We start from the raw sequence: 14,994 nt of genomic DNA on the forward strand, positions 1-14,994 counted from the left end.
GTATTTTCTTGTCCTGAATTTTTTTAAATAAATTTTAATCAATTAATAATTATGTCTGGGTTAATAGGAAGAAAAATCGGTATGACCAGCATTTTCGACGAGAATGGTAAAAACATTCCTTGTACGGTAATAGAAGCTGGACCATGCGTAGTTACCCAAGTCAGAACCAGTGAGGTTGACGGGTATGAAGCAATTCAACTTGGTTTCGATGACAAGACAGAGAAAAGTACTACAAGTGCCGAAAAAGGTCACTTTAAAAAAGCTGGTACTGGAGCTAAACGTCGCGTTGTTGAATTCAAGAGATTTAAAGAAGATTTAAAATTAGGTGATACAGTTACCGTAGAGCACTTTGCTGAAGGTGAATTCGTTGATGTGTCTGGAACTTCTAAGGGAAAAGGTTTCCAAGGGGTTGTAAAAAGACACGGATTTGGAGGAGTTGGTCAGAAAACTCACGGTCAACATAACCGTTTAAGAGCGCCTGGTTCTATTGGTGCTGCCTCTTACCCTGCAAGAGTATTCAAAGGAATGCGAATGGCAGGACAAATGGGGAATGAAAAAGTTAAAGTACAAAACCTTAAAGTGTTGAAAGTGGTTTCAGATAAGAATCTACTTGTTGTAAAAGGATGTGTTCCTGGTCACAAAAACGCTTATGTAACTATTCAGAAGTAATGGAAGTAGCAGTATTAGACATAAAAGGAAAAGAAACAGGTAGAAAGATAAGTCTTTCTGATGCTGTTTTTGGAGTAGAGCCTAATGAGCATGCTATCTATTTAGATGTTAAGCAATACTTGGCTAATCAAAGACAAGGTACTCATAAAGCTAAAGAACGTGCTGAAATTACAGGAAGTACTCGTAAAATTAAAAAGCAAAAGGGTACTGGTACCGCACGTGCAGGTAGTATAAAATCTCCTGTTTTTAGAGGTGGTGGTAGAATTTTTGGACCAAGACCAAGAAGTTATAGTTTTAAATTAAATAAAACTTTAAAGCGTCTTGCTAAAAAATCTGCATTAAGCCAAAAAGCAAAAAATAATGAAATTTTAGTGTTGGAAGATATCAATTTTGATTCTCCAAAAACTAAAAATTTCACTTCAATGTTGCAAGATCTTGGTATTGAGGGGAAAAAATCATTATTTGTATTGGGAGAGTCAAATAAAAACGTATATTTGTCCTCTCGTAATTTACAGACCGCTGAAGTTATAACATCTTCAGAATTAAGTACTTACAAAATATTACACGCAAATAATGTAGTGTTTTTAGAGGGGTCTTTAGAAGGAATCGAGTCGAATTTGAGTAAATAAACGTTATGAGTATCTTAATAAAACCTATTATTACGGAAAAAGCTACTAACGATAGTGAGTTAAATAATCGTTATTCGTTTGTAGTTAATAATCAGGCGAACAAGATTGAAATTAAAGACGCAGTTGAGTCTGCTTATGGCGTTTCAGTAGAAAAAGTTCGTACGATGAATGTCCGTCCGGATCGTAAGGTTCGCTATACCAAAGCTGGTATGGTAACTGGTAAAACAAAAGCTTATAAAAAAGCTATTGTACAGTTAGCGGAAGGTGAAACAATTGATTTATACGCTAATCTTTAAGATTAAGAAATGTCAGTAAGAAAATTAAAACCAATCACACCTGGTCAGCGTTTTAGAGTTGTTAATGGTTATGACGCTATTACAACTGATAAGCCGGAGAAATCATTATTAGCTCCGAAGAAAAAATCAGGTGGTAGAAACAGTCAAGGTAAAATGACCATGCGCTATATGGGTGGTGGTCATAAAAAACGTTACCGTATTATCGATTTTAAAAGAGATAAATTCGGTATTCCTGCAACAGTAAAAAGTATTGAATACGATCCAAACCGTACAGCTTTTATCGCATTATTGAATTACCAAGATGGTGAAAAAAGATATGTGATAGCTCAGAACGGTCTTCAGGTAGATCAGAACTTGGTTTCTGGTAAATCAGATGTGGCTACAGAAATCGGAAATGCAATGCCGCTTTCAGTAATTCCTTTAGGAACTGTGATTTCTTGTATAGAATTACGTCCTGGTCAAGGAGCTGTAATGGCGCGTAGTGCTGGTGCTTTTGCTCAGTTGATGGCGAGAGAAGGTAAATATGCTACCATTAAATTGCCTTCTGGTGAAACTAGAATGGTGTTGGCAGATTGTATGGCAACAATTGGGGCTGTATCTAACAGTGATCATCAGTTAATTGTATCTGGTAAAGCTGGTAGAAAGCGTTGGTTGGGTAGAAGACCAAGAACAAGAGCTGTAGTGATGAACCCGGTAGATCACCCAATGGGTGGTGGTGAAGGTAGATCTTCAGGAGGTCATCCAAGATCTAGAAAAGGTCTTCCGGCTAAAGGATTTAGAACACGTTCTAAGACCAAGGCGAGTAATAAGTATATTGTAGAACGTAGAAAGAAATAATAAGATATGGCACGTTCATTAAAAAAAGGACCTTACGTTCACTATAAATTAGAGAAAAAAGTAGCTCAGAATGTTGAGTCTGGTAAGAAGTCTGTGATCAAAACTTGGTCTCGTGCTTCAATGATAACACCAGATTTTGTTGGGCAAACTATTGGAGTTCATAATGGTAAACAATTTGTTCCTGTTTATGTAACAGAGAACATGGTAGGTCATAAATTAGGAGAGTTTTCACCAACCCGTTCTTTTAGAGGACACGCTGGTGCGAAAAATAAAGGTAAAAGATAATTGAAGCTATGGGAGTTCGTAAAAGAGAAAGAGCAGAGCAAATAAAAGAAGCTAAGAAGCAAGTGGCTTTTGCCAAGTTGAATAACTGCCCTACTTCACCTAGAAAAATGCGTTTAGTTGCAGATTTAGTTCGTGGTGAAGGTGTAGAAAAAGCGCTTCAAGTATTAAAATTTAATAATAAAGAAGCTTCAGGAAGATTAGAGAAACTTCTTCTTTCGGCAATTGCTAACTGGCAAATGAAGAATGAAGATGCTAGTTTAGAAGATGCTGAGTTATTTATTAAAGAAATCCGTGTAGATGGAGGAAGTATGTTAAAAAGACTTCGCCCTGCACCGCAAGGAAGAGCACATAGAATAAGAAAGAGATCTAATCATGTTACATTGGTATTAGGATCTAAAAATAATACACAAAGCTAAGAAGTAGTATGGGACAGAAAACAAATCCAATCGGTAATAGACTTGGTATCGTTAGAGGATGGGAATCTAACTGGTACGGAGGAAACGACTACGGCGATAAATTAGCCGAAGACGATAAGATTAGAAAGTATATCCATGCCAGACTTTCTAAAGCTAGTGTATCTAGAGTAATAATTGAGCGAACTTTAAAACTTGTAACCGTTACTATCACTACGGCTAGACCAGGTATCATTATTGGTAAGGGTGGCCAAGAGGTAGACAAGTTAAAAGAAGAGCTTAAGAAGATTACTGGTAAGGAAGTTCAGGTGAATATTTTTGAAATCAAAAGACCTGAGCTTGATGCTCATCTTGTGGGAGCAAGTGTTGCAAGACAAATAGAAAATCGTATTTCTTACCGTCGAGCAATAAAAATGGCTATTGCTGCCGCTATGCGAATGAACGCTGAAGGAATTAAAATTCAAATTTCAGGACGTTTAAATGGTGCTGAAATGGCGCGTTCAGAAGCATATAAAGATGGTAGAATACCTTTATCAACTTTCAGAGCCGACATAGACTATGCTTTAGTTGAAGCTCATACTACTTATGGTAGATTAGGAGTAAAAGTGTGGATTATGAAAGGTGAAGTGTATGGTAAAAGAGAACTTTCTCCGCTTGTAGGATTATCTAAGAAGCAGGGAGGTAAAGGTTCTGGACGAGGTGGTAACAAATCACGTCGTAGAAAGTAATTTTTTAAAGAAAAAGAAATGTTACAGCCTAAAAGAACAAAATATAGAAAGCAGCAGAAAGGTCGTATGAAGGGTAATGCTCAACGAGGGCATAGACTTTCAAACGGAACTTTCGGAATTAAATCTATGGATTCAAAATTTGTTACAGCAAGACAAATTGAAGCTGCTCGTATTGCCGCTACCCGTTATATGAAAAGAGAAGGTTCTATCTGGATTAAAATATTCCCAGATAAGCCAATCACTAAAAAACCTCTTGAAGTACGTATGGGTAAAGGTAAAGGTAATGTTGAATATTGGGCAGCAGTAGTGAAGCCTGGAAGAATTATGTTTGAGATTGGTGGTGTGCCAATGGCAATTGCTAAAGAAGCACTCCGTTTAGCCGCTCAAAAACTTCCAGTAAGAACTAAATTTGTTGTCGCAAGGGATTATCAAGAATAATTTTTGAATTATGAAACAATCAGAAATAGAAAAATTATCTGTAGCTGAATTGCAAGATGAGCTAGTAAACGCTAGAAGATCTTATACAGATTTAAAGATGGCTCATGCAATTACGCCTCTAGATAATCCTGCGCAGTTAAGAACTGTAAGAAGGACTATTGCGCGTCTAGCAACAGAATCGAGAAAAAGAGAATTAGAATAATTCTGCTGAAGATGGAAAAAAGAAATTTAAGAAAAGAACGTATAGGTGTAGTAACCAGTAACAAGATGGAGAAATCTATCGTAGTTTCAGAGGTTAAGAAAATGAAACACCCTATGTATGGAAAATTCGTATTAAAAACGAAAAAATACGTAGCGCACGACGAGAAAAACGACTGCAACGAAGGAGATACTGTAAAGATCATGGAAACAAGACCTTTAAGTAAAACCAAGACTTGGAGATTAGTAGAAATAATTGAAAGAGCGAAGTAATTATGGTACAACAGGAATCTAGATTAAGAGTAGCAGACAATACTGGCGCTAAAGAAGTTTTAGCAATTAGAGTATTGGGAGGTACAAAGAAGAGATATGCTTCTGTAGGAGATAAAATTGTTGTAAGTGTAAAAGAAGCAACACCTAATGGAAACATTAAAAAAGGTGCTGTGTCTACTGCAGTAGTGGTTCGTACCAAAAAAGAAGTTCGCAGACCAGATGGTTCTTATATCCGTTTCGATGATAACGCTTGTGTTTTATTAAACCCAACCGGAGAAATGAGAGGAACCCGTGTTTTTGGTCCTGTAGCTAGAGAACTTCGCGATAGACAATTTATGAAAATTGTATCATTAGCACCAGAAGTGCTTTAATACAAAAAAAGAGATGGCAAAGCTTAAAATAAAATCAGGAGATACTGTTCGTGTAATTGCTGGAGAGCACAAAGGGCAAGAAGGCAAAGTACAGTTAGTATTAATTGAAAAGAATAAAGCAATCGTTGAGGGGGTGAACATGATTTCAAAACATGAAAAGCCTAGTGCTGCTAACCCTCAAGGAGGAATTGTAAAGAAAGAAGCTCCTATTCATATTTCTAACTTATCATTGTTAACCAAAGATGGTGAAACCACTAAAGTTGGTTATAAGATGGATGGAGATAAAAAAGTGAGATTTTCTAAAAAATCTAATGAAGTAATTTAGTTATGAGTTACGTACCAAGACTTAGACAAGAGTATAAGGAAAAAGTTATTTCTGCTCTTAAGGAAGAATTTAGTTACAGTAATATTATGCAAGTGCCAAAACTTACTAAAATAGTAGTAAGTAAAGGTGTTGGTGCTGCTGTGGCAGATAAGAAGCTTATCGATCACGCAGTAGAAGAGTTAACTACTATTACTGGTCAGAAAGCGGTAGCGACTATATCTAAGAAAGATGTTGCTTCATTCAAATTGCGTAAAGGTATGCCAATTGGAGCAAAAGTTACGCTTAGAGGAGATCGCATGTATGAGTTTTTAGATCGTTTAATCACAGCTTCACTTCCACGTGTACGTGATTTTAACGGTATAAAAGCTACTGGTTTTGACGGTAGAGGAAATTATAACCTAGGTATTACAGAACAGATTATCTTCCCTGAAATCAATATTGATAGGGTGAACAGAATTTCTGGAATGGATATTACCTTTGTTACTACCGCAGAAACAGATAAGGAAGCAAAATCATTGTTAACAGAACTAGGACTACCTTTTAAAAAGAATTAATTATGGCTAAAGAATCAATGAAAGCCCGTGAGGTTAAAAGACAAGAGCTGGTAAAAAAGTATGCTGAAAAAAGAGAAGCTTTAAAAGAAGCTGGCGATTATGAAGCTTTACAAAAATTACCTAAAAACTCTTCTCCTGTTCGTTTACACAATCGTTGTAAATTAACCGGAAGACCAAAGGGGTATATGAGACAATTTGGTGTTTCTCGTGTAATGTTCAGAGAGATGGCTAATAAAGGGTTAATTCCAGGAGTTAAAAAGGCTAGTTGGTAAAATAGTATAAACGGTTGAAGGTTCAATTAGAAAACCACAACCACAAATCAGAATAGATGAATACAGATCCTATTGCAGATTATTTAACTAGAATTAGAAATGCGGTGGCAGCAGGTCATCGAGTAGTAGAAATACCAGCTTCTAATCTAAAAAAACAAATTACTAAAATATTATTCGATCAGGGATATATTCTTAGTTACAAATTTGATGAAGAAGATACAACAAGAGGTACTATTAAAATAGCTCTTAAGTATGACAAAGATTCAAAAGAATCAGTAATCAAAAAAATACAAAGAATAAGTAAGCCCGGACTTCGAAAGTATGCTGGTGCAAATGAATTACCACGTATCTTAAATGGTCTTGGTATAGCTATCATCTCTACTTCTCATGGAGTAATGACAGATAAGCAAGCGAGAAAAGAGAAGGTTGGTGGAGAAGTTCTTTGCTACGTTTACTAATATTTAAAAGACGAAAACAATGTCAAGAATAGGTAAAAGTCCAGTATCAATTCCAGAAGGCGTAACCGTAAGCGTAAAAGACGGAGTAGTTACTGTAAAAGGAAAATTAGGAGAATTAACTCAAGAATTCAGTGATATCGACGTTAAAGTTGAAGAAAATGAAGTTGTACTTGAGCGTCCTTCAGAAAAGAAAGTCTTTAAAGCAAAACACGGTCTATACAGAGCTTTAATCCAAAATATGGTTGAAGGTGTTTCTAAAGGCTATACAAGAGAACTAGAATTAGTGGGGGTAGGTTACCGTGCATCTAATCAGGGTCAGAAGTTAGATTTGGCTGTTGGTTATTCTCACAATATTGTTATAGATTTGGCGCCTGAAGTAAAGGTTGAAACTATTTCAGAAAAAGGTAAAAATCCAGTTGTTAAATTAACCTCACACGACAAGCAATTAGTTGGGCAGGTAGCAGCAAAGATTAGATCTTTAAGAAAACCAGAACCTTACAAAGGAAAAGGTATCAAGTTTGTAGGAGAGCATATTAGAAGAAAAGCAGGTAAATCAGCTTAATAAAGTGTAGTTATGGCATTTTCAAAAGAAAAGAGAAGATATAAAATTAGAAGAAGAATTCGTAAGTCTATTACGGGTACAGCAAGCAGACCACGTTTATCTGTTTTTAGAAGTAATAAAGAAATTTATGCTCAAATAATAGACGATGTGAACGGTGAAACAATTGCCGCTGCTTCTTCTAGAGATAAGGATGTTTCTGCAGAAGGGACGAAGAGTGATATAGCAACTGCTGTAGGAAAGGCAATTGCTGAAAAAGCTCAGAAATCTGGTGTGGAAAAGGTATCATTTGATAGAAGTGGATATTTATACCACGGAAGAGTTAAATCATTAGCAGAAGGTGCTCGTGAAGGAGGACTAAAATTCTAAAGAGATTATGTATCAAGATTATAAAAACGTAGAACACGTAAAGCCAAGTGGCTTAGATTTAAAAGATCGTTTAGTTGGAGTGCAACGTGTAACGAAAGTTACTAAAGGTGGTAGAGCATTTGGTTTCTCTGCTATCGTTGTAGTAGGAGACGAAAACGGTGTTGTAGGTCACGGTTTAGGAAAGTCTAAAGAAGTTGCTGAAGCAATTGCAAAAGCAGTAGAAGACGCTAAGAAAAATCTAGTTAGAATTCCTTTGACGAAAGGTACTTTACCACACGAACAAAAAGGTAAATATGGTGGAGCAAGAGTATTATTACTTCCTGCTGCAACGGGTACCGGAGTAATCGCTGGTGGTGCTATCCGTGCGGTATTAGAATCTGTAGGAGTACATGATGTACTTTCTAAAAACCAAGGTTCTTCTAACCCACATAACGTTGTTAAAGCTACTTTTGACGCTTTATTACAGTTAAGAAGCGCAGATACTGTAGCAAAACAACGTGGTATTTCACTAGATAAGGTATTTAACGGATAATATTTAGGATAATGGGAAAGATTAAAGTAACTAAGACAAGAAGTGCTATTAATCGCACTAAAAACCAAAAGCGTACTTTGGAGGCTTTAGGTTTAAGGAAGATAGGGCAAACTGTTGAGCATGAAGATTCGCCTAATATCCTTGGAATGGTAAATAAAGTAAAACATTTAGTTTCTGTAGAAGAAACAAAATAAACTATACGATGGAATTAAATAACTTAAAACCTGCAGAAGGTTCAGTTCGCGGAAACAATAAGCGTGTAGGTAGAGGTCAAGCTTCAGGAAAAGGAGGTACCTCTACACGTGGACACAAAGGAGCTAAATCTCGTTCAGGATATTCTAAGAAAATCGGATTTGAAGGAGGACAAATGCCACTTCAAAGAAGAGTTCCTAAATTTGGTTTCAATAACAGAAATCGTAAAGAATATCAAGGAGTTAATTTAGATACTTTACAAAAGTTAGTAGATGACGGTAAAATAAAAGATACCGTAGATTTTCAAACTTTGGTAGATCATAGATTGGCTACTAAGACAGATTTAGTAAAAATCTTGGGTAGAGGAGAGCTTAAAGCTAAATTAAAAGTTTCTGCTCATAAGTTCACTGCCTCTGCAAAAGAAGCTATTGAAGCTGCTGGCGGAGAAGCTGTAACCTTATAATAGATTAGGATGAAATTTATTGAAACTTTAAAAAACGTTTGGAAAATAGAAGAACTAAAGAATCGTATTCTGATTACTTTAGGTCTTCTATTGGTGTATCGTTTTGGTACGCAGGTAGTACTTCCAGGGATAGATGCCACTCAGTTGTCTAATTTAGCAAACCAGACCGAAAATGGTCTTTTAGGTTTGCTTAATGCATTTACTGGAGGTGCATTTTCTAATGCTTCAATTTTTGCATTAGGTATTATGCCATATATTTCTGCTTCTATTGTTGTGCAGTTAATGGGAATCGCGGTTCCTTATTTGCAAAAACTTCAAAAAGAAGGGGAGAGTGGTAGAAAGAAAATAAATCAAATAACCAGATGGTTGACCATTGCAATTACATTAGTTCAAGGTCCTGGTTATATTTATAATCTTTATAGTACATTACCTGATAGTGCCTTTATGTTAGGTGACTCAATAAGTTTTATTGCTTCTTCTGTTATCATCCTTACCACTGGTTGTATTTTTGCTATGTGGTTAGGGGAGAGAATAACAGATAAAGGTATCGGTAACGGTATCTCACTATTAATTATGGTAGGGATCATTGCAAGATTACCGCAGTCATTCGTACAAGAATGGGTGTCTAGAGTGTCAGGATCTGACGCTAATGGTGGTCTAATTATGATTCTTATAGAATTATTTATCTGGTTTGCAGTGATATTTGCTTCAGTAATGTTGGTGATGGCTGTAAGACAAATACCGGTTCAATATGCAAGAAGAAATGCGACAGGAGGATACGAAAAGAATATTTTTGGTGGAGCGAGACAATTCATTCCTTTAAAGCTTAATGCTTCAGGGGTAATGCCAATTATCTTTGCGCAAGCAATTATGTTTATTCCTTCTGCTTTGGCAGGACTTTCAGACTCAGAAACTGCACAAGGTATTACTGCAGAATTCAATAATATTTTTGGATTTTGGTATAACCTAGTGTTTGCTTTATTGATTATCATATTTACATATTTCTATACCGCTATTACTGTTCCTACCAATAAAATGGCTGATGATTTAAAAAGAAGTGGTGGTTTTATTCCGGGTATTCGACCTGGTAGTGAAACTTCAGAGTACTTAGATAGGATTATGTCGCAAATCACGTTGCCGGGATCTATATTCTTAGCGTTAATCGCTATTTTCCCTGCAATCGTTGTTTCCATAGGGATGCAACAAGGTTGGGCATTGTTCTTTGGAGGTACTTCTTTAATTATTATGGTAGGGGTAGCTATCGATACTATGCAACAAATCAATTCGTACTTGTTGAACAGACATTACGATGGTTTAATGAAATCAGGTAGAAAAAGAAAAGCAGTAGCATAATTATGGCAAAACAACCCGCAATAGAGCAAGATGGAACTATTATAGAAGCTTTATCAAATGCAATGTTTAGAGTAGAGTTAGAAAACGGACACGTTGTAACAGCTCATATCTCTGGAAAAATGAGAATGCATTACATTAAGCTTTTACCAGGTGATAAAGTAAAACTGGAAATGAGCCCATACGATTTAACAAAGGCTCGTATAACCTATAGATACTAATAAATCTTTTAAATGTAAATAATTCAAATATTTTTCTTACTTTTGCAGTTCGAAAAATTTTGATAAAAGTCTAAAAGACAGAAACTTTACATTTATCAAGAAAAATCAATTGAGATGAAAGTAAGAGCATCAGTAAAAAAGAGAAGTGCCGACTGCAAGATTGTACGCAGAAAAGGGCGTCTTTACGTTATTAATAAAAAGAATCCTAGATTTAAACAAAGACAAGGCTAATTATGGCAAGAATTGCAGGTGTAGATATACCTAAACATAAGCGAGGAGTTATAGCTTTAACCTATATCTTCGGAATTGGCAAGAGTAGAGCTCAAGAAATCCTTGAGGAAGCCAAAGTAGATGAAAATACAAAAGTTTCAGATTGGACCGATGATGAAATCGGAAGAATTCGTGAAGCTGTTGGGCAATATACCATAGAAGGTGAATTAAGATCTGAAGTGCAACTTAGCATTAAGCGATTAATGGATATAGGTTGTTACCGTGGTATCCGTCATAGATCAGGTCTTCCATTAAGAGGTCAACGTACTAAGAATAATTCTAGAACACGTAAAGGAAGAAGAAAAACTGTTGCTAACAAGAAAAAAGCAACTAAATAATAAGTAGTAGTTATGGCAAAGTCAACAACTAAAAAACGTAAAGTATCCGTTGATTCTTTTGGTGAGGCACACATTACTGCATCCTTCAATAATATCATTGTTTCTTTAACAAATAAAGGAGGAGATGTAATTTCTTGGTCTAGCGCAGGTAAAATGGGTTTTAGAGGTAGTAAGAAAAATACTCCTTACGCTGCTCAATTAGCTGCAGAAGATGCTGTGAAAGTAGCACACGAAGCTGGATTAAGAAAAGTAAAAGTATATGTGAAAGGACCCGGAAATGGTAGAGAATCTGCAATCCGTTCTATTCACAATGGTGGTGTTGAAGTAACCGAAATTATCGATATTACTCCAATCCCACACAATGGATGTCGTCCACCTAAAAGACGTAGAGTTTAATCATATTTAAAGTATAACAAACAAGGGAGTTCCGGTTATCGAAGGATTTTATATTATCGAAAGACCTTAATTCATAACCGCCCTTAAAATTTAAGTAAATGGCAAGATATACTGGTCCAAAAAGTAAAATAGCTAGAAAGTTTGGAGAAGCTATTTTTGGAGATGATAAATCTTTCGAGAAAAGAAATTATCCTCCAGGTCAACACGGAAACAACAGACGCCGTGGAAAAAAATCTGAATATGCTATCCAGTTAATGGAAAAGCAAAAAGCAAAATATACTTACGGTATATTAGAGCGTCAGTTCAGAAATATGTTTGAAAAAGCAACAAGTTCACAAGGGATTACTGGTGAAGTTTTACTTCAATTATGTGAATCTCGTTTAGATAATGTTGTGTATAGAATGGGGATTGCCCCTTCAAGAAGAGGAGCAAGACAATTAGTTTCCCACAGACATATTACTGTAAACGGCGAAATAGTAAATATACCATCTTACCGTCTAAGAGCTGGAGATGTAATTGGGGTAAGAGAAAAGTCTAAGTCTTTATCAGTTATCCAATCTGCATTGGAAAACTCAAATAATGTTTACGAATGGATTAGCTGGAATTCAGAGAAGAAAGAAGGAACTTTCGTTTCTATCCCTTCTAGAATTCAAATTCCAGAAAACATTAACGAACAATTCATCGTCGAATTATACTCGAAATAATTTTTAATAGACAGAACTCATAATATGGCCATACTTAATTTTCAGAAGCCCGATAAAGTTATCATGATTGATTCAACGGAGTTCGAGGGCAAGTTTGAATTTCGTCCCTTAGAACCTGGATATGGATTAACAGTAGGTAACGCTTTAAGACGAGTACTGTTGTCTTCTTTAGAAGGTTTTGCAATCACTTCAGTAAGAATTGAAGGAGTAGAGCACGAATTCTCTACCATCGCTGGAGTAGTAGAAGATGTTACTGAGATTATCTTAAACTTAAAACAAGTTCGTTTTAAAAGACAGATTGAAGATGTAGATAATGAAACCGTTACTATTTCTGTATCTGGAAAAGATCAATTAACTGCGGGAGACTTTCAGAAATTTATTTCAGGATTTCAGGTGCTAAATCCAGATTTAGTAATCTGTAATATGGAAGATAGCGTAAACCTTAATATCGAATTAACAATCGATAAAGGTCGTGGTTATGTGCCTGCTGAAGAAAACAAAAAAAATAATGCTCCTTTAGGTACTATATATACAGACTCTATTTATACACCAATAAAGAATGTAAAATATAGTATAGAAAACTATCGTGTAGAACAAAAAACTGATTATGAAAAATTAGTTTTTGAAATTATTAGTGATGGTTCTATTCACCCTAAAGATGCTTTAACAGAAGCAGCAAAAATATTAATCCATCACTTTATGTTATTCTCTGATGAAAGAATAACATTAGAGGCAGATGAAATTGCTCAAACTGAAACTTATGATGAAGAATCACTTCATATGAGACAGTTATTGAAAACTAAGTTAACCGACTTAGACCTTTCAGTAAGAGCTTTAAATTGTTTAAAAGCTGCAGAAGTAGATACTTTAGGAGACTTAGTATCTTATAACAAAAACGATTTGATGAAGTTCCGTAACTTCGGGAAAAAGTCTTTAACAGAGCTAGAAGAACTAGTAAGCAATAAAGGACTTAATTTCGGTATGGACCTTTCAAAATATAAACTAGATAAAGATTAATTCATCATATTTTGCTCCCCGCGAGGGTTTGGTAGCAAGATGATAAAGTAAAAGTCATGAGACACGGAAAGAAATTTAATCACTTAGGAAGAAAAACAGCTCATAGAAAATCGATGTTGGCCAACATGGCTTCTTCTTTAATTGAACACAAAAGAATTAATACTACTACTGCTAAAGCAAAGGCTTTAAAACAGTTTGTAGAACCTTTAGTAACTAAATCTAAAGAAGACACTACTCATAACAGAAGATTGGTTTTCGCTAAACTTCGTAACAAATATGCGGTAAGTGAATTATTTAGAGAAGTTGCCCCTAAAGTAGGTGATCGTCCGGGAGGATATACTAGAATCATCAAATTAGGAAATCGTTTAGGAGATAACGCAGATATGGCACTTATCGAATTAGTAGATTTCAACGAAATTTACAATCCTAAAGGAGAAGGTAAGAAAAAAACTACTCGTCGTAGTAGAAGAGGTGGTAAGAAGAATAATTCTTCTGAAGAAACTACTTCTACAGAAACTAAAACTGAAGCTAAAGAAGAGCCGAAAAAAGAAGCTCCTAAAGCTGATGAAAAAGCTGACGATAAAAAATAATATGATTTACCTCTATTATTAAAAATCTTAAAAAAGGATAAGCTCTTAGAGTTTATCCTTTTTTTTTAATTTCTTTGTAAATAAATTGAAATCAATGAAATATCAAGTTCGAAAAAAAGCAATTTTATTATTGGAAGATGGTACCATTTTCCACGGAAAAGTAGTTGGTGAAAGAGAAGGTACAAGCTTTGGGGAAGTTTGTTTCAATACCGGAATGACAGGGTATCAAGAAATTTTTACAGATCCTTCCTATTATGGTCAAATTATGATTACCACCAATGCGCATATTGGTAATTATGGGACTTTTTCAGATGAAATAGAATCAGATTCAATTAAGATCGCCGGACTTGTTTGTAAGAATTTTAGTTATAATTATTCAAGAGAAAAATCAGATCTTTCTTTAGAAGAATTTTTAAAAAAATACAATCTCCTTGCAATCTCAGATATAGATACACGCGCTTTGGTTTCTTACATTAGAAGAAATGGAGCGATGAACGCTGTGATATCTACTAGAGTAGATGAAATAGCTCAATTAAAAGAAGAACTGGCATCAATTCCTTCTATGAAAGGTTTAGAGCTTTCTTCTAAGGTATCTACCAAAGAACCTTATTTTATAGGAGATGAAAATGCTGAATTTAAAGTAGCCGCATTAGATATTGGTATCAAGAAGAATATCCTAAGAAATCTTGCCCAAAAAGGATGTTACATTAAAGTTTTCCCTTTCAATACTTCTTTTGAAGAAATGGAATCGTGGAATCCTGATGGATATTTCTTATCAAATGGTCCTGGAGATCCAGAACCTTTAAAAGATGCAATTGAAGCTACTAAAAAAATCATTGAAAAAGATAAACCATTATTTGGTATATGCTTAGGCCATCAAGTTATTGCATTGGCCAACGGAATCGATACATTTAAGATGCACCATGGGCATCGCGGAATTAATCATCCCGTAAAAAACTTACTTACTGGAAAAGGTGAAATAACCTCTCAAAATCATGGATTTGCCGTAAGTAAAGAATCCTTAGAGAAAAATCCGGATGTGGAAATAACCCATATTCATTTGAATGATCAGACCGTTGCTGGATTGAGAATGAAAAATAAAAACTGTTTTTCAGTTCAATATCATCCAGAAGCCGGTCCCGGACCTAACGATGCACTTTATTTATTCGATCAATTCATTGAGAATATGAAAAAAGTTACCGCATAAAATTAAAGCCCTTGAAATTTTCAAGGGTTTTTTTGTTAAC

The 14,994-nt window shown here is 35.3% G+C and carries 29 protein-coding genes; all 29 read left to right on the top strand.

The window, feature by feature from the left end:
• Positions 1 to 51: 51 nt before the first annotated feature.
• The 29 genes from rplC to carA all read left to right on the top strand — a co-directional run bounded on the left by rplC (position 52) and on the right by carA (position 14,954).
• Positions 52 to 669: a 50S ribosomal protein L3 gene (gene rplC, locus FVB9532_RS13755; protein WP_150545758.1), complete on the top strand. Its 618-nt coding sequence runs from the start codon at positions 52 to 54 to the stop codon at positions 667 to 669.
• Positions 669 to 1,298, top strand: coding sequence for a 50S ribosomal protein L4 (gene rplD, locus FVB9532_RS13760; protein WP_150545759.1), 630 nt, complete (start codon positions 669 to 671; stop codon positions 1,296 to 1,298). The genes rplC and rplD overlap by 1 nt, the downstream gene beginning before the upstream one ends.
• A gap of 5 nt (positions 1,299 to 1,303) precedes the next feature.
• Complete coding sequence (gene rplW / locus FVB9532_RS13765) at positions 1,304 to 1,594, top strand: 50S ribosomal protein L23 (RefSeq protein WP_150545760.1); 291 nt, start codon at positions 1,304 to 1,306, stop codon at positions 1,592 to 1,594.
• A gap of 9 nt (positions 1,595 to 1,603) precedes the next feature.
• Positions 1,604 to 2,431, top strand: a complete 828-nt coding sequence (gene rplB / locus FVB9532_RS13770) for a 50S ribosomal protein L2 (protein ID WP_150545761.1) — start codon at positions 1,604 to 1,606, stop codon at positions 2,429 to 2,431.
• A 6-nt stretch (positions 2,432 to 2,437) separates the two neighbouring features.
• Positions 2,438 to 2,716, top strand: a complete 279-nt coding sequence (gene rpsS / locus FVB9532_RS13775; protein ID WP_150545762.1) for a 30S ribosomal protein S19 — start codon at positions 2,438 to 2,440, stop codon at positions 2,714 to 2,716.
• A gap of 8 nt (positions 2,717 to 2,724) precedes the next feature.
• Entirely contained in the window at positions 2,725 to 3,132 is a 408-nt protein-coding gene (rplV, locus tag FVB9532_RS13780) for a 50S ribosomal protein L22 (RefSeq protein WP_150545763.1), read from the top strand.
• A gap of 8 nt (positions 3,133 to 3,140) precedes the next feature.
• Positions 3,141 to 3,857 carry a 30S ribosomal protein S3 gene (gene rpsC, locus FVB9532_RS13785; RefSeq protein ID WP_150545764.1) on the top strand — a complete coding sequence of 239 codons (717 nt, stop codon included), beginning with the start codon at positions 3,141 to 3,143 and terminating at the stop codon, positions 3,855 to 3,857.
• A gap of 18 nt (positions 3,858 to 3,875) precedes the next feature.
• Positions 3,876 to 4,295: a 50S ribosomal protein L16 gene (rplP, locus tag FVB9532_RS13790; protein WP_150545765.1), complete on the top strand. Its 420-nt coding sequence runs from the start codon at positions 3,876 to 3,878 to the stop codon at positions 4,293 to 4,295.
• Positions 4,296 to 4,305: 10 nt separating this feature from the next.
• Positions 4,306 to 4,497 (top strand): 50S ribosomal protein L29, encoded by a 192-nt coding sequence (gene rpmC, locus FVB9532_RS13795; RefSeq protein ID WP_150545766.1) that lies wholly within the window; start codon positions 4,306 to 4,308, stop codon positions 4,495 to 4,497.
• Positions 4,498 to 4,508: 11 nt separating this feature from the next.
• Positions 4,509 to 4,766: a 30S ribosomal protein S17 gene (rpsQ, locus tag FVB9532_RS13800; protein ID WP_150313911.1), complete on the top strand. Its 258-nt coding sequence runs from the start codon at positions 4,509 to 4,511 to the stop codon at positions 4,764 to 4,766.
• A gap of 2 nt (positions 4,767 to 4,768) precedes the next feature.
• Positions 4,769 to 5,137 (top strand): 50S ribosomal protein L14, encoded by a 369-nt coding sequence (gene rplN / locus FVB9532_RS13805; protein ID WP_150313912.1) that lies wholly within the window; start codon positions 4,769 to 4,771, stop codon positions 5,135 to 5,137.
• 13 nt (positions 5,138 to 5,150) lie between these two features.
• Entirely contained in the window at positions 5,151 to 5,462 is a 312-nt protein-coding gene (gene rplX, locus FVB9532_RS13810; protein ID WP_150545767.1) for a 50S ribosomal protein L24, read from the top strand.
• A gap of 2 nt (positions 5,463 to 5,464) precedes the next feature.
• Positions 5,465 to 6,016, top strand: coding sequence for a 50S ribosomal protein L5 (gene rplE / locus FVB9532_RS13815; RefSeq protein ID WP_150545768.1), 552 nt, complete (start codon positions 5,465 to 5,467; stop codon positions 6,014 to 6,016).
• A 2-nt stretch (positions 6,017 to 6,018) separates the two neighbouring features.
• On the top strand, positions 6,019 to 6,288 hold the full coding sequence (rpsN, locus tag FVB9532_RS13820) for a 30S ribosomal protein S14 (RefSeq protein ID WP_150545769.1): 270 nt from the start codon (positions 6,019 to 6,021) through the stop codon (positions 6,286 to 6,288).
• 56 nt (positions 6,289 to 6,344) lie between these two features.
• Entirely contained in the window at positions 6,345 to 6,746 is a 402-nt protein-coding gene (gene rpsH, locus FVB9532_RS13825) for a 30S ribosomal protein S8 (RefSeq protein WP_150545770.1), read from the top strand.
• Between the two features lie 19 nt (positions 6,747 to 6,765).
• Positions 6,766 to 7,308 carry a 50S ribosomal protein L6 gene (rplF, locus tag FVB9532_RS13830; RefSeq protein WP_150545771.1) on the top strand — a complete coding sequence of 181 codons (543 nt, stop codon included), beginning with the start codon at positions 6,766 to 6,768 and terminating at the stop codon, positions 7,306 to 7,308.
• A 12-nt stretch (positions 7,309 to 7,320) separates the two neighbouring features.
• Positions 7,321 to 7,674 (top strand): 50S ribosomal protein L18, encoded by a 354-nt coding sequence (gene rplR / locus FVB9532_RS13835; RefSeq protein WP_150545772.1) that lies wholly within the window; start codon positions 7,321 to 7,323, stop codon positions 7,672 to 7,674.
• Between the two features lie 7 nt (positions 7,675 to 7,681).
• Positions 7,682 to 8,206, top strand: coding sequence for a 30S ribosomal protein S5 (rpsE, locus tag FVB9532_RS13840; protein WP_150545773.1), 525 nt, complete (start codon positions 7,682 to 7,684; stop codon positions 8,204 to 8,206).
• An 11-nt stretch (positions 8,207 to 8,217) separates the two neighbouring features.
• Complete coding sequence (gene rpmD, locus FVB9532_RS13845) at positions 8,218 to 8,400, top strand: 50S ribosomal protein L30 (protein ID WP_150545774.1); 183 nt, start codon at positions 8,218 to 8,220, stop codon at positions 8,398 to 8,400.
• An 8-nt stretch (positions 8,401 to 8,408) separates the two neighbouring features.
• Positions 8,409 to 8,861 carry a 50S ribosomal protein L15 gene (gene rplO, locus FVB9532_RS13850; RefSeq protein ID WP_150545775.1) on the top strand — a complete coding sequence of 151 codons (453 nt, stop codon included), beginning with the start codon at positions 8,409 to 8,411 and terminating at the stop codon, positions 8,859 to 8,861.
• Positions 8,862 to 8,870: 9 nt separating this feature from the next.
• On the top strand, positions 8,871 to 10,214 hold the full coding sequence (secY, locus tag FVB9532_RS13855) for a preprotein translocase subunit SecY (protein ID WP_150545776.1): 1,344 nt from the start codon (positions 8,871 to 8,873) through the stop codon (positions 10,212 to 10,214).
• A gap of 2 nt (positions 10,215 to 10,216) precedes the next feature.
• A complete protein-coding gene (gene infA, locus FVB9532_RS13860; protein WP_014031991.1) occupies positions 10,217 to 10,432 on the top strand; it encodes a translation initiation factor IF-1 in 216 nt (71 codons plus the stop codon).
• Between the two features lie 114 nt (positions 10,433 to 10,546).
• Positions 10,547 to 10,663 (top strand): type B 50S ribosomal protein L36, encoded by a 117-nt coding sequence (gene ykgO / locus FVB9532_RS13865; RefSeq protein WP_013305171.1) that lies wholly within the window; start codon positions 10,547 to 10,549, stop codon positions 10,661 to 10,663.
• Between the two features lie 2 nt (positions 10,664 to 10,665).
• A complete protein-coding gene (rpsM, locus tag FVB9532_RS13870) occupies positions 10,666 to 11,040 on the top strand; it encodes a 30S ribosomal protein S13 (protein WP_150313922.1) in 375 nt (124 codons plus the stop codon).
• 12 nt (positions 11,041 to 11,052) lie between these two features.
• Positions 11,053 to 11,436 (top strand): 30S ribosomal protein S11, encoded by a 384-nt coding sequence (rpsK, locus tag FVB9532_RS13875; protein WP_150545777.1) that lies wholly within the window; start codon positions 11,053 to 11,055, stop codon positions 11,434 to 11,436.
• Between the two features lie 98 nt (positions 11,437 to 11,534).
• Positions 11,535 to 12,140 carry a 30S ribosomal protein S4 gene (gene rpsD, locus FVB9532_RS13880; RefSeq protein ID WP_150545778.1) on the top strand — a complete coding sequence of 202 codons (606 nt, stop codon included), beginning with the start codon at positions 11,535 to 11,537 and terminating at the stop codon, positions 12,138 to 12,140.
• Positions 12,141 to 12,164: 24 nt separating this feature from the next.
• Positions 12,165 to 13,157 (top strand): DNA-directed RNA polymerase subunit alpha, encoded by a 993-nt coding sequence (locus FVB9532_RS13885; protein WP_150545779.1) that lies wholly within the window; start codon positions 12,165 to 12,167, stop codon positions 13,155 to 13,157.
• Between the two features lie 56 nt (positions 13,158 to 13,213).
• Complete coding sequence (gene rplQ / locus FVB9532_RS13890) at positions 13,214 to 13,747, top strand: 50S ribosomal protein L17 (protein ID WP_150545780.1); 534 nt, start codon at positions 13,214 to 13,216, stop codon at positions 13,745 to 13,747.
• 94 nt (positions 13,748 to 13,841) lie between these two features.
• On the top strand, positions 13,842 to 14,954 hold the full coding sequence (gene carA / locus FVB9532_RS13895; RefSeq protein WP_150545781.1) for a glutamine-hydrolyzing carbamoyl-phosphate synthase small subunit: 1,113 nt from the start codon (positions 13,842 to 13,844) through the stop codon (positions 14,952 to 14,954).
• The last annotated feature ends 40 nt before the right edge of the window (positions 14,955 to 14,994 follow it).

The organism is Mesonia oceanica, assembly GCF_902499555.1.
GTDB lineage: Bacteria > Bacteroidota > Bacteroidia > Flavobacteriales > Flavobacteriaceae > Mesonia > Mesonia oceanica.